This is a genomic window from Bifidobacterium sp. LH_230, from assembly GCF_056357555.1.
Genome location: NZ_JBKEWJ010000002.1, coordinates 125,913 through 141,265 on the forward strand (window position 1 = coordinate 125,913; position 15,353 = coordinate 141,265).

Consider the following 15,353-nt stretch of genomic DNA (forward strand, 5'->3'; position numbering starts at 1 on the left):
GTCGAACTCTACGTTGCGCATTGTCGCCGACGTTATTATCATTAGTTGACTGCTAATGATAATAACGTCGGTGTTGCGCACGACTTCACGCACGTATCGCCGGCCCGGATGGGGAAGTGCATATGACGGCGAACGGGCCGGAACGGCATACCAAACAGAAGGACGCTGTGCTGCGGCAGCTGCGCACCTGCGACGATTTCGTCTCCGCGCAGGAACTGCATCGCAAACTCGACGACGAGGGCACGAAAATCGGACTGGCCACCGTCTACCGACAGCTGAACGCGCTCGCCGATTCCGGCGCGGCCGACACGATCCGTCTCGACGGCCAGCAGCTGTACCGCTTGTGCGGCGACGACGGCCATCACCATCATCTCGTCTGCCGCAAGTGCGGCAAAACCGTCGAAATCGACCCTCCGAGCGAGGCGTGGCTGCGCAAGGTCGCGGACGGCCACGGATTCACCGTCGAATCCCACACCCTCGAGGTCTTCGGCCTGTGCCCCGAGTGCCAGCATTCGTGAGGTTTTGGCTTTTCCCTTGATTTCCGACCGCGTCATCCCGCATGGAATGGCGCGGTTTTGTTGTATGCGACACGCCACAAGAGATGAAAATGATAACTATTCTCAATTAGATGGTATGGTGGTGCACGTCAACCGGAACACACGACTGTAGAAGAGGAACGATACGGTATGACTGCATGGAAGAGGATCGCCGTACTGGCGACGGCTGCGATGATGATGGCGGGACTGGCGGCCTGCGGATCGGCGAACGGGACCACGGCAGACGATGATGGGAAGATCTCGGTCGTCGCGTCGATCAACCAGTGGGGATCGGTCGCGACTGATCTCGGCGGCGACCATGTCACCGTGACCAACATCATGACCAAGACTAACGTCGAGGCGCACGACTACGAACCGACCAGCAAGGACGTCGCCGCATTCAACAAGGCCGACGTCGCGGTCGTCAACGGCGCCGACTACGACCACTGGGCATCCAAGGCGGCCGAATCCACCAAGGCGACGCTGGTCGACGCGGCCGACACCGCCGGCATCAAGGAAGGCGACAACCCGCACGTGTGGTTCTCCTCGGCCGTGCGCAACGCGGCGGCCGACGCGATCACCGCTGCCTACCAGCAGGCCGATCCCGCGCACAAGGACGAGTACGCGAAACTCAACAAGGCATGGCATGAGCGGGAGGATGCGCTCGAATCCAAGATCAAGGACGCCTCCGCGGCCACGAAGGGGCTGCCGTACGCCGCGACCGAATCCGTCGCATGGTATCTCGCCGACGATCTGGGCATGAGCGACAAGACGCCGACCGGCTACGCGCAGGCGTCGGCCAACGAAAGCGAGCCGACCCCGGCCGACATCAAGGATTTCCAGGACGCGCTCAAGGACGGTTCGATCAAGATGCTCGTCGTCAACACGCAGGAGGCCAACTCGACCACCGATCAGATCACCGGTGCGGCCAAGTCCGCCAAGGTGCCGACGGTCGACCTGACCGAACAGATGCCGGCTGAATACGACGACCTGCTCGACTGGATGACCGCGCTCGTCGACCAGTTCGATAAGGCGTAAACGGCACGTATATCACGTATACATACGAATGGGCGGGGTATGCCAAGTTTGATCTTGACATACCCCGCCCATTCGTCGTTATCTGCCCGCCTGCCGGGTGTATCATGGTGTCATTTCGACCGAGCGAAGCGAGCGGAGAAATCTTCCGGAGCCATTGGACGGAAGAGATTTCCCGACTCTCGCCTCGCCCGAAATGACATGGCAGGGGAGGCAACCTGCCTTATGCGGCGAAGTACTCGACGCCGGCCTCGAACAGCGGCTGGTACTTGTTGCCGGGCACGTTCACGTACAGGCCGTTGCCGGAACGCTCCGAGTGACCCATCTTGCCGAACACGCGGCCGTCCGGGCTGGTGATGCCTTCGATCGCGAGCAGCGAACCGTTCGGGTTCACGTCGAGATCCATGCCGGGCACGCCGGCCTCGTCCACGTACTGCGTGGCGATCTGACCGTTGGTCTTGAGCAGGTCGAGCACCGGCTCGGAGGCGACGAAACGGCCTTCGCCGTGGGAGATCGCGACCGTGTGAATGTCGCCGACGGAGGTCTTCGCCAGCCACGGGGACAGGTTCGACGCGACACGCGTGCGCACGAGACGGCTCTGGTGGCGGCCGATCGTGTTGAACGTCAGCGTCGGGCATTCCTCGGTCATCGGCACGATATCGCCGTACGGCACCAGACCCAGCTTGATGAGCGCCTGGAAGCCGTTGCAGATGCCGAGCATCAGGCCGTCGCGGTTCTTGAGCAGATCGCGCACGGCTTCGGTGACGGCCGGGGCGCGGAAGAACGCGGTGATGAACTTCGCGGAACCGTCCGGCTCGTCGCCGCCCGAGAAACCGCCCGGAATCATCACGATCTGGCTCTTGTTGATCTCCTCGACCAGCGCCTGCGTCGACTCGGCGACGGCGGCCGGCGTGAGGTTGTTCACGATCAGCGTCGTCACGTCCGCCCCCGCGCGTTCGAACGCGGCGGCCGAATCGTACTCGCAGTTGTTGCCCGGGAACACCGGGATCACGACGTGCGGCTTGGCGACCGGAGCGCCCACGTACACGGTCTTCTTCGGCGTCTCGAACGTGACCGTCTCGACGGTCGCGCCCTTATCGGCACCCTTGGAACGGTACGGGAACACGGATTCGATGCCGGACTCCCACGCCTCCTGGACCGCATCCAGATCAAGCGTCTCGCCAGCCGCACGGAACTCGTACGCGGCGGTCGTCGTGCCGATCTCGCCGATCTCGACGAGGTTGGAGGCGGCCGGCAGCTTCGCGTCGTCCGCAAGCTCGACGATGAACGAGCCGTACGCCGGCGTGAACAGGTCGTCCGCGGCGATCGAATCGTTGAGCGCGACGCCGATGCGGTTGCCGAGCGTCATCTTGAACAACGCCTCGGCCGTCGCGCCGTAACCCGGCGTGGACACGGCCAGCGCGTCGTGGAAGTCGGTCAGCTCCTCGACGATCGAGAACGCCTCGAGCAGCGCGTCCTTGTCCGGCGTGATGCCGTCCGCGAGATAACGCGGCGCGATGCGCACGACGCGGTGGTCGGCGCCCTTGAACTCCGGCGACGTGGCGCGCTTCATGTTGCCCACGGCCACGGCGAACGAGATCAGGGTCGGCGGCACGTCGAGATGCTCGAACGTGCCGGACATCGAATCCTTGCCGCCGATCGCGCCCGCGCCGAGATCGATCTGAGCCATGAGCGCGCCGAGCACGGCGGCGGTCGGCTTGCCCCAGCGTTCCGGCTCGTCGCGCAGCTTCTCGAAGTACTCCTGGAAGCTCAGGTACGCCTTCTCATGCTCGAAGCCGGCGGCCACGAGCTTGGCGAGCGACTCGACCACCGACAGGTACGCGCCGGTGAACTGGTTCGCGCTCATGATGTACGGGTTGAAGCCCCACGCCATCGCGGACGCGGTGGTCGTTTCGCCGAACACCGGGAACTTGGCGACCATCGCCTCGTTCGGGGTGAGCTGACGGCGGCCGCCGAACGGCATGAGCACGGTGCCCGCGCCGATCGTCGAATCGAAACGTTCGGACAGGCCCTTGTTGGACGCCACGTTGAGATCGGTCACGACCGCGCGCAGACGATCCGCGAGAGAGCCTTCACGCCATGCGGCCGGCGTCTCGTACGCCTGCTGCGCCTCGACGTGCACGACCTGATGCTTCGACGCGCCGTTGGAGGCGAGGAATTCGCGGGAGAGGTTCACGATCTCGTCGCCGTTCCACATCATCACCATGCGCGGGTCCTCGGTCACGGTCGCGATGACCGTCGCCTCGAGGTTCTCCTCGCGGGCGTACTTGAGGAACTCGTCCACATCCTCGGCGGCCACGTCCACGGCCATGCGCTCCTGCGATTCGGAGATCGCCAGTTCGGTGCCGTCAAGGCCCTCGTACTTCTTCGGCACGGTGTTGAGATCGACGTACAGGCCGTCCGCCAGCTCGCCGACCGCCACGGACACGCCGCCCGCGCCGAAGTCGTTGCAGCGCTTGATCAGACGGCACGCGTCGCCGCGACGGAACAGACGCTGTAGCTTGCGCTCGACCGGCGCGTTGCCCTTCTGCACTTCGGCGCCGTCCAGCTCGAGCGATTCGATGTTGTGCGCCTTGGACGCGCCCGTCGCGCCACCGATGCCGTCACGGCCGGTGCGGCCGCCGAGCAGGATGATCTTGTCGCCCGGGGCCGGGGTTTCGCGGCGCACATGATCGGCCGGGGTGGCGGCCACGACCGCGCCCACCTCCATGCGCTTGGCCACATAGCCCGGATGGTAGATCTCGTCGACCTGGCCGGTGGCAAGGCCGATCTGGTTGCCGTACGAGCTGTAGCCGGCGGCCGCGGTGGTCACGAGCTTGCGCTGCGGCAGCTTGCCCTCCAGCGTGTCGGCGACCGGCACGGTCGGATCGGCGGCGCCGGTGACGCGCATCGCCTGATACACGTAGGAGCGGCCGGACAGGGGATCGCGGATGCAGCCGCCGATGCAGGTGGCCGCGCCGCCGAACGGCTCGATCTCGGTCGGATGGTTGTGTGTCTCGTTCTTGAACAGGAACAGCCAGTCCTCATCGTGGCCGTTCACGTCCACCTTGACCTTGACGGTGCAGGCGTTGATCTCCTCGGACTCGTCGAGGCCAGTGAGGATGCCGTTCTTCTTGAGCCACTTCGCGCCGATCGTGCCCATGTCCATCAGGCACACCGGCTTGCCGTCGCGGCCCAGCTCGTGACGCAGCTCAAGATAGCGCTCGAATGCGGCCTTGACGGTCGCGTCGTCGATGACCACGTCGTCCAGTTCGGTTCCGAACGTCGTGTGACGGCAGTGGTCGGACCAGTACGTGTCGATGACCTTGATCTCGGTGATCGTCGGCTCGCGCTTCTCGGCTGCAAAGTACCGCTGGCAGAACTCGAGATCCGCCAGATCCATCGCAAGTCCGCGCTCGTCGATGAACCGCTGGCCGGCGGCCGCGTCCATCTCGTTGAAGCCGGCGATGACCTCGACCTTGCCCGGGGTCGGCACGGCGGTCTTCAGGGTTTCCTTGGTCTTGAGGCTCGCCTCGCGCGCCTCGACCGGGTTGATCACGTAATGCTTGATCGCGTCCACATCCGCGTCGGTCAGCTCGCCGTCGAGGGCGTACAGCTTGGCGGAACGGACGGTCGGGCGCTCGCCCTGCGAGATCAGCTGGATGCACTCGCTCGCCGAATCGGCGCGCTGGTCGAACTGGCCGGGCAGGAACTCGGTGGCGAACACCTTCGCGTCGCCGAAATCGGGCAGGTCGTTGGAGACGTTGTCGACCTGCGGTTCGCTGAACACGGTCGGCGTGGCCTGGGCGAACAGCTCGGCGCTGATGCCCTCCACGTCGTAACGGTTCACGATGCGCACGGACTTGAGTCCGGTCATGCCGAGGATCGTGCGCAGTTCGCCGGCGAGCTGCTGCGCCTCGACGTCAAAGCCGGGCTTCTTTTCCACGTACACGCGAAAAACCATGGAAATCCTTTCTTGCAAAACTCTTGGAAATCGTCATATATAACGAAAATCGGCTCCCTCTGATGGCAGGGGGAGCCAGAAAACGGGTGTCAGTCGACGTTGATGCCTTCGGACTTGGCCAGCTCGGCCAGACGGCTCTCGATCTCCTCGTAGGCCGGGATGATCGAGCCGAGGCCGCGGCGGAACAGGTCCTTGTCGAGGTGCTCGACCTTGCCGGAGTGATCGCGCTGGTCCCACAGACGGCAGGAGTCCGGCGTGATCTCGTCGGCCAGCAGCAGCGTGCCGTCGGAGGCGCGGCCCATCTCGATCTTGAAGTCGACGAGCTTGACGTCGATCTTCGCGAAGATGTCGATCAGGGCCTCGTTGATCTTGCGGGCCAGCGGGGCGATCTCGGCGAGATCCTCGCGCGTGCACACGCCGAGCGCCACGAGGTCGTCGTCGTTCACGAACGGGTCGTGCAGATCGTCGTTCTTGAGGAAGTACTCGAGCACTGGCTCCTTGAGCGGCAGGCCCTCCTCGACGCCGAGGCGCGAGCAGAAGTGGCCGGCGGCGGTGTTGCGCAGCACGATCTCGAGCGGGAACATGTCCATCTTGCGCACCAGCTGGGCGGTGTCGTTCACGCGCTTGACGAGGTGGCTGTCGATGCCGCGGGCCTTGAGCAGGTCGAAGATGATGGTGGTGATGAGGTTGTTCAGACGGCCCTTGCCGGTGAAGTCCTCCTTCTTCTCGCCGTCGCCGGCCGTCGCGGTGTTCTTGTACTCGACCCACAGGATGTCCGGGTCGTCGGTTGCGTACAGCTGCTTGGCTTTGCCCTCGTAGAGCTTTTCCAGTTTCTCCATGATCGCCTTTCAAATCAGCGGAATTTCTGGGTGAACTAACGGTAAAAGGGTACCAATAAAGGGCTACAAGCGAGGAGTTTCGGAGTGGCATGGCAGCCGCTTGCCCACGGCGTGCGATTCATCGTCGGGCGCCGTGGGCGGAGACGTGCTGCCGGTTATCGCACGGACAGCGCGTCATAGGTCTGCCGGTCGAACGGCCATACGCTTTCGGGCTGACGCAGCTCGCCGCCATTGGCAAGCACGATCACCGTATCTCCGGTGCGGTAGCCGTCCGGCATGAACGAGGCGAACGAGTCGCACTCGAAGCCGAGCGTCACCTCATCGCCGGCATGCGCGTCGCCGGCCCGTACATCCAGCAGATGCGCGGTGAACGTGACCGATCGTCCCGTCAGCGAACGTTCCGGCTCGCCGAGCGTCGCCTCGGCAACAAGGTCGGGCTTGACATCGTCAAGATAATCCTGCGGCGAATCATAGGTCCTGACGTAGCTGACCGCGCAATTCGCCGCGACATCGCCGTCTGCGGTCCGCTGTTGCGCCGTGCCGCACGCCGTAACGCCCACGAACAACGCGGCGACGATAACGATGGCTGCGGTTCTTCTCATATCGATCACGGCAATCAGCGCTCCTTCGCGTCGTGAATGGCGATGACGATTCCATTATCGTGCCGATTCGGCACGGAGCCGGTGCCATGTCATGACGGATATGACACATCCTTTGAGCAATGCGCAAACCCTGAGGCAGATTTTCTGGTCTGTCGGAGTCTTTCTCAGAACCTTGAGGCATTCGCTCGTGACATCCGTGCTCGCTAAGACCGTCAGTTCGGGTGTCGCGGGTCGAATTCTGCGGGTCACCTGCCTCAGGATTTGCGAAAAGACTTCGACGAAAACACAATTCTGCCTCAAAGTTTGCGAAAAGCCCGTGAAACCGTTCCGACGAATGCCGTAACGCATGTCGATAGAAACGATCTCACGGGCTTGTAGTGGCATGCAGGGTTAGCGAACCGTGATGTCGAGCGTGTCTGCCACGCGGCCCGCCTTGGCACGGGCGTCGTCCGCGGACGAGCCGATAGCCAGCGCGACCGCCATGCGGCGATGGCCGTGTACCTCGGGCTTGGCGAAGATACGCAGATCGGTGTCCGGTTCGGCCAATGCGGCCGGCACATTCGAGAACTCCGCCTCGCCGTCGCCCGCCACGACGATCGCATGGCTCGCCGCCACCGTGCCGGCCGGCATCGCCAACGCCACATGGCCGGCCGTCACCGGCAGACCCAGAATCGCCCGCGCATGCAGCGCGAACTCGCTCAGCCGCTGCGAGATCATCGTCACCATACCCGTATCATGCGGGCGCGGCGACACCTCATTGAACAGCACCGAGCCATCAGTCAGCACGAACAACTCCACGCCGAACACGCCCCAGCCGTGTTCGCCACTCGCCGTGGCCTTCGCCACCAGACCCTCGACCGCACGACGCGCGATCGACTGAGCGGTCTCCAGCACGTCGGCATCCGTCGCCGCCGGCTGCCACGACTCTCGGTAATCGCCCGACTCCTGACGCTGCCCGATCGGCGCACACGTGACGATGCCGGCCGACGAGCTCACCGTCAGCACCGTCAGCTCATAATCCAACGGCGCCAACGCCTCCACGATCACACGCGACACATCGCCCTCACCGGACGCGCGGCGGCCCTCCTGAGCCTCCGTCCACGCGGCGTCGATCGCATCCGCCGAACGCACGACCGACTGGCCGTGCCCGGACGAGCTCATGATCGGCTTGACCACGCACGGATAACCGACCTCGGCCGCACCCGCGCGCAGCTCCTCGAGCGAACCGGCAAACCGGTACGGGGTGGTCGGCAACCCCAGCTCCTCATGTGCGATCACGCGCAGGCGCTCGCGGTCCATGCAGATCGCCGCGATCTCGGCGCTCGGCACCACCTGAATGCCACGTGCGGCCGCCGCGGCCAGTTCGCCCGTCGCGATCGCCTCGACCTCGGGCACGATGATGTCCGGCCTGACCTCGTCGAACAGCGCGCGCAACTGGTCGGCGTTCGCCATATCGAGCACGCGGTACTCGTGCGCTACCTGCTGCGCGGGGGCGTCGGCGTATGAATCGGCCGCGCACACCCATGCGCCGAGACGCATCAGCTCGATCGTGACCTCCTTGCCCAGCTCGCCCGCGCCAAGGAACAACACGCGCGTCGGGTGCGCGCCCAGCGGCGTGCCGAGCGTGCGGCCGGCCGTCGCGGCCGAGGCGGGGGAGGGGGAGGATGCGGAAACCGGGGAAACGTTCATATCACTCATGCCACTCATTGTGCCATGTACCGCCGTCCGTCATTCCGCGCGCACGGGTCTCACAGCGGCGGGTCGGCGGCGGCGATAGTATGGGGCAATGCGTGAACATCAGGAAGACGACGACAAGGCCGTCGAAACGGAACAGCCGGGCATCGACCGACCGCTAACCATCGTGCTCGTCATGGACACGATCGGCAACAAAGGCAACGGCACATCCAATTCGGCCCTGCAGTACGCGCACGAGCTCGAACGCCAGGGCCATCACGTGCGGCTTGTGGGCATCGGTGCGCCTGAGTATCCAGCGAGGGTGAGCCGTGTGCCGCTTGTCTCGTGGGTCGCTGCCAAACAGCAGATGCAGTTTGCCGAGCCGAGCGAGACCCTGTTCCGCACCGCCTTCCGCGGCGCCGACGTCGTGCATATCTATCTGCCGTTCCGCTTCGGCCGCCACGCCGCCCGTGCCGCGCGGGCGATGGGCATCCCGGTCACCGCGGGATTCCATCTGCAGCCGGAGAACGTCACTTATTCCGCCGGACCGCTCAAATACGTGCCGGGCATCTCGAATTTCCTGTACTGGCTGTTCAAGGCGTGGCTGTACGGCGGCATCGGTCATATCCATGCGCCGACCGAAATGATCGCCGGCCAGTTGCGCGCGCACGGTTACAAGGCCAAGCTGCATGTGATCTCGAACGGCTACACAGCCCGGTTCACGCCGAAACGCCAGCGTGCCGCCGGAGAACCTGCGCCGGTTCCGTTCCGCATCGTCGCGTCCGGACGGCTCACGCACGAGAAGGATCACATCACGCTCATCAAGGCGATCGCGCGGTGCCGCCACGCCAAGAACATCGAGCTGACGATCTGCGGCACCGGACCATTGCAGCGCTACCTGCGGTTCCGTGCGGCGATGCTGCTGCATCGTCCGGCTTCGATCGGATTCCATAAGAACGACGAGATGCCGGCGTTGCTGCGCTCATGCGACTTGTTCGTCCATCCCTCGATCGTGGACATCGAATCGCTGAGTGTGATCGAGGGCATGGCCTCGGGGCTGGTGCCGGTGATCGCCTCGTCCGAGCTGAGCGCGGCCGGCCAGTTTGCGCTGTTGGACGAGTCGCTGTTCCCGGCGCGCGACGTGGCGGCGCTTGCGCAGCGCATCGACTGGTGGATCGACCATCCTACGGAACTTGCCGAATGGGGCGCGCGGTATGCCGAGCATACGAAGGAGCATTACTCGGTGGAGGTGTCCGTGACGAAGTTCGTGGACATGGAACGCGAGGCGATCGCGGACGCCTGATTGCCTTGTTCGATGCTGAACCGACTGGACGGCAAGTGGGTTTGACGATTGAGAGGTTGATGTCGGCTCCTGTACGGGTCGGTTGCACGATTGAGAGGCTGTTTGCCGTGACCAGTCGGCGTAAATGCCAGGCAATCCCTTGATATTGCGCGGATAACATGGCCTGATGCGTTCGAATTGACCGGATAGTTGCCTCTCGATCGTCGAACCGACCTCTGCAATGTGCCGAATCGGCCTCTCGATCGTCAAACCTTCCTGGCTACAGCAGCGCGAGCAGCTCTTCGACCTGTTCGTCGGTGGTGGCCCAGCCGGTGCAGATGCGCATCACCGTATGCGACTCGTCGGCCTGTTCCATGAAACCGAGACGTACGCCGGCCTCCAGCCGGGCCCGGGTCGGCTCGTCGAGGGTGATGAAGATCTGGTTCGTCGGCGCATCGAAGGTGAGTGTGTAGCCCTTCTCGCGCAGAGTGGCGCGGATGCGGTCGGCGGCTTGGTTCGCGCGTCGGGCGATGCGGCAGTACAGGTTATCGGTGAACAGCGTGTCGAACTGTGCTCCCAACAGCCAGCCCTTGGCCAGCAGCGCGCCGTGCTGCTTGACGAGCGTGAGGAAGTGCTTCGGCGTGTCGCTGAACTTGCCGTGATGCGTGAACACGACCGCCTCGCCGAACAGCGCGCCCACCTTGGTGCCGCCGATATAGAACACGTCGGCGATGCGGGCGAGGTCCTCAAGCGTCGCGTCGTTGCCGGTGGCGGTCAGCGCGTAGCCGAGTCGCGCGCCGTCCACGAACAGCGGCATGTCGTATTTGTGCGCGACCTCGGCGAGGCGTTCGAGTTCGGCCTTGGTATAGAGCGTGCCGTATTCAGTGGCCTGTGAGATGTAGACGGAGCCGGGGAAGACCATGTGCTCGTAGTTGCCGTCGGCGTAGAACGTGGCGCAGTACCGGTCGAGTTCGTCGGCGTCGATCTTGCCATTGTGGTGGGGAAGCGTGAGCACCTTGTGCCCGGTCGCCTCGATCGCGCCGGCCTCGTGGACGTTCACATGGCCGCTGGCCGCCGCGACGACGCCCGCGTACTGCGGGGTGATCGAATCGATGACGGTCTGATTGGTCTGCGTGCCGCCGACGAGGAACCATACGTCGGCGCCGGGCGCGGCGCAGGCTTCGCGGATCTTGTTCTTGGCGGACTCGCACAGTTGGTCGGAGCCGTAGCCGGGGAACTGCGTGGCGTTGATGGACGCGAGGCGGTCGAGGATCTCGGGGGTTGCCCCGCAGGAATAGTCGTTTTCGAAGGACAGCATGTATCGGCTCCTTGCTTATGCGGCGCATGCATATGGTGCGGCCGTGATCGGGTACGTGGTGACGGAGTCGAGTCTACCGCCGGCGTGCGGCGTTGAATGAGGGGATGCCGACGACATGAGATGCGAGTGACGGGTTGGGCGCCGGAAAACGTTGGGCCCGTACGGATATCCGTACGGGCCCAACGCCGAAAGGAGGTTATTCTGTTATGTCTCTCTCCGCGCCGCCTTGCGCGGAACCATCGTGTTCGTGGACTGCAATGTTCTCAAACTGACAATGGGGTTCTGCGGCCCGGCTTCCGCCGTACTTCCTTGCCGCTTTCTTTATGTTCTGTTCTGAAGGCGTTGCGCATGGTTCTCACAACCGCGGCGCTTCGTTGCAGCCTGCAGGATTCCCGGCTGGCTCGCAACTCCGGCCTTCATGTGTCAGTATACTCCATTATGTGCACATGACACACGGGTTTAAGAAATCAAGACGTCAATGTTTCCAAGTGTTTGAAGCATGCCAAGAAACTTCACAATATCGAACATGTTGCCCGGTATTCATATAGGAAAGCGAACATTGGCATGGCAACTACGTGGCGCGACACGCCGAATTGGCGTAGTTCGAGAATCCGTGTATAGTGTTCACCTGTTGTCTGGTTCCAGTCCGCTGGAGACAGCCACATGGTGGATATAGCTCAGTTGGTAGAGCATCTGATTGTGGTTCAGAAGGTCGCGCGTTCGAGCCGCGTTATCCACCCCATCAAAACCCGGAACGAAAGTTCCGGGTTTTTGCGTTTCGGAGTCTCGCTGACGACCGTGGCGTGACAGCGTGTCGTTTGTCCGGTGGTGGCGTATCATAGTAATTCGTGTGTGCCAACGGCATGCCTTATGTAACAGGCGTGTGGGTTGGGATATCCCGTGAATCGAATGGATCGCGCGCAGTAATGCGGACTGTGAAAGAGGATCGGGCCATCGGGCCGGTGGACTGTGGCTATCTTTGACCGATCTGTCGATCAGTGGGCAAAGTGTGGGCGCAGTGCGGCGGCTGCACGAAGACAAAGAAACCACTGAATCGGAGAATTCAAGTTGCCTACTATTGAACAGCTCGTCCGCAAGGGACGTTCGCCGAAGCCGAAGAAGTCGAAGACTTTGGCGCTCAAGGGCAGCCCGCTGCGTCGCGGCGTGTGCACCCGTGTCTACACCACCACCCCGAAGAAGCCGAACTCGGCTCTGCGTAAGGTCGCCCGTGTGCGCCTGTCCTCGGGCATCGAAGTCACCGCCTACATCCCGGGCGAGGGCCACAACCTGCAGGAGCACTCCATCGTGCTCGTGCGCGGCGGCCGTGTGAAGGATCTGCCGGGTGTGCGTTACCACATCGTGCGTGGCGCGCTCGATACCCAGGGTGTCAAGGACCGCAAGCAGGGTCGTTCCCTGTACGGAGCAAAGAAGGCGAAGTAAGAGATATGTCACGTAAAGGACCCGCTAAGAAGCACCAGCTGCTGCCCGATCCGATCTACGGCTCGACCGTCGTGGCCCAGCTCATCAACAAGATCCTGCTCGACGGCAAGAAGTCGATCGCCGAGGACATCGTCTACTCCGCGCTCGATATGGTGAAGGAGAAGACCGACCAGGAGCCGGTCGCCGTCCTCAAGCGCGCGCTGGACAACATCCGCCCGTCCCTCGAGGTGCGTTCCCGCCGTGTCGGTGGCGCCACCTACCAGGTCCCGGTCGAGGTCAAGCCGAACCGCGCCAACACCCTGTCGCTGCGCTGGCTGACCGACTTCTCCCGCGCCCGTCGTGAGAAGACCATGGCCGAGCGTCTCGCCAACGAGATCCTCGACGCCTCCAACGGCCTCGGTGCTTCTGTCAAGCGCCGCGAGGATACTCATAAGATGGCAGAGGCCAACAAGGCCTTCGCTCACTACCGCTGGTAATTTCTTCCAAACGAGAGCTAAGGAAAAGCAATGGCACTTGACGTGCTTTCGGATCTGCACATGATCCGCAACATCGGCATCATGGCTCACATCGATGCCGGTAAGACCACCACCACCGAGCGCATCCTCTTCTACACCGGCAAGAACTACAAGATCGGTGAGACCCACGACGGCGCCTCGACGATGGACTTCATGGCTCAGGAGCAGGAGCGCGGCATCACCATCCAGTCCGCCGCCACCACCTGCTTCTGGAACCGCCAGACGCACGACACCAAGGACAAGTTCCAGATCAACATCATCGATACCCCGGGCCACGTGGACTTCACGGCCGAGGTGGAGCGCTCCCTGCGCGTCCTCGATGGTGCCGTCGCCGTCTTCGACGGCAAGGAAGGCGTGGAGCCGCAGTCCGAGACCGTGTGGCGTCAGGCCGACAAGTACGGCGTCCCGCGCATCTGCTTCATCAACAAGATGGACAAGCTCGGTGCTGACTTCTACTTCTCCGTGCAGACCATCAAGGACAAGCTCGGCGCCAAGCCGCTCGTCGTCCAGCTGCCGATCGGCGCTGAGAACGACTTCGCCGGCGTCGTCGACCTGATCCGCATGAAGGCCTACGTGTGGAACGACGTCTCCACCGATCAGGGTGCTCACTACGACACCGTCGACATCCCGGCCGATCTGCAGGACAAGGCCGAGGAGTACCGCGCCCAGCTGCTCGACGACGTGGCCGAGGCCAGCGACGAGCTGACCGAGAAGTACCTCGAGGCCGGCGAGCTGACCGAAGAGGAGATCCGTGCGGGCATCCGCCAGCTCACCATCGAGCGTCGCGCCTACCCGGTCCTGTGCGGTTCCGCGTTCAAGGACAAGGGTGTGCAGCCGATGCTGGACGCCGTCGTGGACTACCTGCCCTCCCCGGAGGACGTGCCGTCCATCAAGGGCTTCAAGCCGGGCGACGAGTCCGTCGAGATCGACCGCAAGCCGCTGACCTCCGATCCGTTCGCGGCCCTCGTCTTCAAGATCTCCACGCACCCGTTCTACGGCAAGCTCGTGTTCGTGCGCGTCTACTCCGGCTCCGTCAAGCCGGGCGACAACGTGCTCGACTCGACCAAGGGCAAGAAGGAGCGCATCGGCAAGATCTTCCAGATGCACGCCGACAAGGAGAACCCGGTCGACGCCGCCGAAGCCGGCAACATCTACACGTTCGTCGGTCTGAAGAACGTGTCCACCGGTGACACCCTGTGCGCCGAGTCCGCCCCGATCTCCCTCGAGTCCATGACCTTCCCGGACCCGGTCATCCAGGTGGCCGTGGAGCCGAAGACCAAGGCCGACCAGGAGAAGATGGGCATCGCCCTCGCGAAGCTCTCCGACGAGGACCCGACCTTCCAGGTCACCACCGACGAAGAGTCCGGCCAGACCCTTATCGCGGGTATGGGCGAGCTCCAGCTCGACATCATCGTCGACCGTATGCGCCGCGAGTTCAAGGTCGAGTGCAACGTCGGCAAGCCGCAGGTCGCGTACCGCGAGACCATCCGCAAGGCCGTGATGAACGAAGTGTACACCCACAAGAAGCAGACCGGTGGTTCCGGCCAGTTCGCGAAGGTGTTCATGAACTTCGAGCCGCTCGACACCGAGGCCGGCGAGACGTTCGAGTTCGTCAACGAGGTCACCGGCGGCCACATCTCCGCCGAGTTCATCGGACCCATCGAGGCCGGTGTCAAGGAAGCCATGGAGTCCGGTGTGCTCGCCGGCTTCCCGGTCGTGGGCGTCAAGGCCACCGTGTACGACGGCCAGATGCACCCGGTCGATTCCTCGGAAATGGCCTTCAAGATCGCCGGTTCCATGGCGTTCAAGGAAGCTGCCCCGAAGGCGAAGCCGGTCATCCTCGAGCCGATCATGGCCGTGGAAGTCCGTACGCCGGAAGAGTACATGGGCGATGTCATCGGCGATCTGAACCAGCGTCGTGGCAACATCCAGTCCATGACCGACGCCACCGGCGTCAAGGTTATCGACGCCAAGGTCCCGCTGTCCGAGATGTTCGGCTACATCGGCGACCTGCGTTCCAAGACCCAGGGCCGCGCCATGTTCACCATGCAGATGGACTCCTACGCCGAGGTCCCGAAGTCGGTCTCGGACGAGATCATCAAGGCCCAGCGCGGCGAGTGACACGCGCTGTGCGCTTTGGCGTGCTAG

General features: G+C 63.5%; 11 protein-coding genes and 1 tRNA gene. 7 read left to right on the forward strand and 5 right to left on the reverse strand.

The features are described from left to right. Positions 1–122: 122 nt before the first annotated feature. Together AC1A0G_RS01575 and AC1A0G_RS01580 are read left to right on the forward strand one after the other, a co-directional pair. On the forward strand, positions 123–518 hold the full coding sequence (locus tag AC1A0G_RS01575) for a Fur family transcriptional regulator (protein WP_476526992.1): 396 nt from the start codon (positions 123–125) through the stop codon (positions 516–518). Positions 519–686: 168 nt separating this feature from the next. Continuing rightward, positions 687–1,574: a metal ABC transporter solute-binding protein, Zn/Mn family gene (locus AC1A0G_RS01580; RefSeq protein WP_476526993.1), complete on the forward strand. Its 888-nt coding sequence runs from the start codon at positions 687–689 to the stop codon at positions 1,572–1,574. Between the two features lie 220 nt (positions 1,575–1,794). Here the strand turns inward: AC1A0G_RS01580 and AC1A0G_RS01585 are convergent, their stop codons facing one another. From AC1A0G_RS01585 to purT, 4 genes are all read right to left on the reverse strand, one after another. Next, the gene (locus AC1A0G_RS01585) at positions 1,795–5,535 is read right to left on the reverse strand and encodes a phosphoribosylformylglycinamidine synthase (protein WP_476526995.1); all 3,741 of its coding nucleotides are present in this window, start codon (positions 5,533–5,535) and stop codon (positions 1,795–1,797) included. Positions 5,536–5,624: 89 nt separating this feature from the next. Then, entirely contained in the window at positions 5,625–6,374 is a 750-nt protein-coding gene (purC, locus tag AC1A0G_RS01590) for a phosphoribosylaminoimidazolesuccinocarboxamide synthase (RefSeq protein WP_476526996.1), read from the reverse strand. Between the two features lie 155 nt (positions 6,375–6,529). After that, the gene (locus tag AC1A0G_RS01595; protein ID WP_476526998.1) at positions 6,530–6,985 is read right to left on the reverse strand and encodes a hypothetical protein; all 456 of its coding nucleotides are present in this window, start codon (positions 6,983–6,985) and stop codon (positions 6,530–6,532) included. Positions 6,986–7,366: 381 nt separating this feature from the next. Then, positions 7,367–8,665, reverse strand: coding sequence for a formate-dependent phosphoribosylglycinamide formyltransferase (gene purT / locus AC1A0G_RS01600; protein ID WP_476527123.1), 1,299 nt, complete (start codon positions 8,663–8,665; stop codon positions 7,367–7,369). Positions 8,666–8,762: 97 nt separating this feature from the next. On the opposite strand from purT, the gene AC1A0G_RS01605 reads away from it, so the two are divergent. Beyond that, positions 8,763–9,953, forward strand: coding sequence for a glycosyltransferase (locus AC1A0G_RS01605; protein ID WP_476526999.1), 1,191 nt, complete (start codon positions 8,763–8,765; stop codon positions 9,951–9,953). 259 nt (positions 9,954–10,212) lie between these two features. On the opposite strand, the gene AC1A0G_RS01610 is transcribed toward AC1A0G_RS01605, so the two are convergent. Beyond that, the gene (locus tag AC1A0G_RS01610; protein ID WP_476527001.1) at positions 10,213–11,250 is read right to left on the reverse strand and encodes a threonine aldolase family protein; all 1,038 of its coding nucleotides are present in this window, start codon (positions 11,248–11,250) and stop codon (positions 10,213–10,215) included. Between the two features lie 666 nt (positions 11,251–11,916). Here AC1A0G_RS01610 and AC1A0G_RS01615 point away from each other — a divergent pair. From AC1A0G_RS01615 to fusA, 4 genes are all read left to right on the forward strand, one after another. After that, positions 11,917–11,992 (forward strand) — tRNA-His (locus AC1A0G_RS01615). A 326-nt stretch (positions 11,993–12,318) separates the two neighbouring features. Beyond that, positions 12,319–12,690 carry a 30S ribosomal protein S12 gene (gene rpsL, locus AC1A0G_RS01620; RefSeq protein ID WP_003825774.1) on the forward strand — a complete coding sequence of 124 codons (372 nt, stop codon included), beginning with the start codon at positions 12,319–12,321 and terminating at the stop codon, positions 12,688–12,690. 5 nt (positions 12,691–12,695) lie between these two features. Further along, complete coding sequence (gene rpsG, locus AC1A0G_RS01625; RefSeq protein ID WP_006294989.1) at positions 12,696–13,166, forward strand: 30S ribosomal protein S7; 471 nt, start codon at positions 12,696–12,698, stop codon at positions 13,164–13,166. Positions 13,167–13,196: 30 nt separating this feature from the next. Next, on the forward strand, positions 13,197–15,326 hold the full coding sequence (gene fusA, locus AC1A0G_RS01630; protein ID WP_476527003.1) for an elongation factor G: 2,130 nt from the start codon (positions 13,197–13,199) through the stop codon (positions 15,324–15,326). Positions 15,327–15,353: the final 27 nt, after the last annotated feature.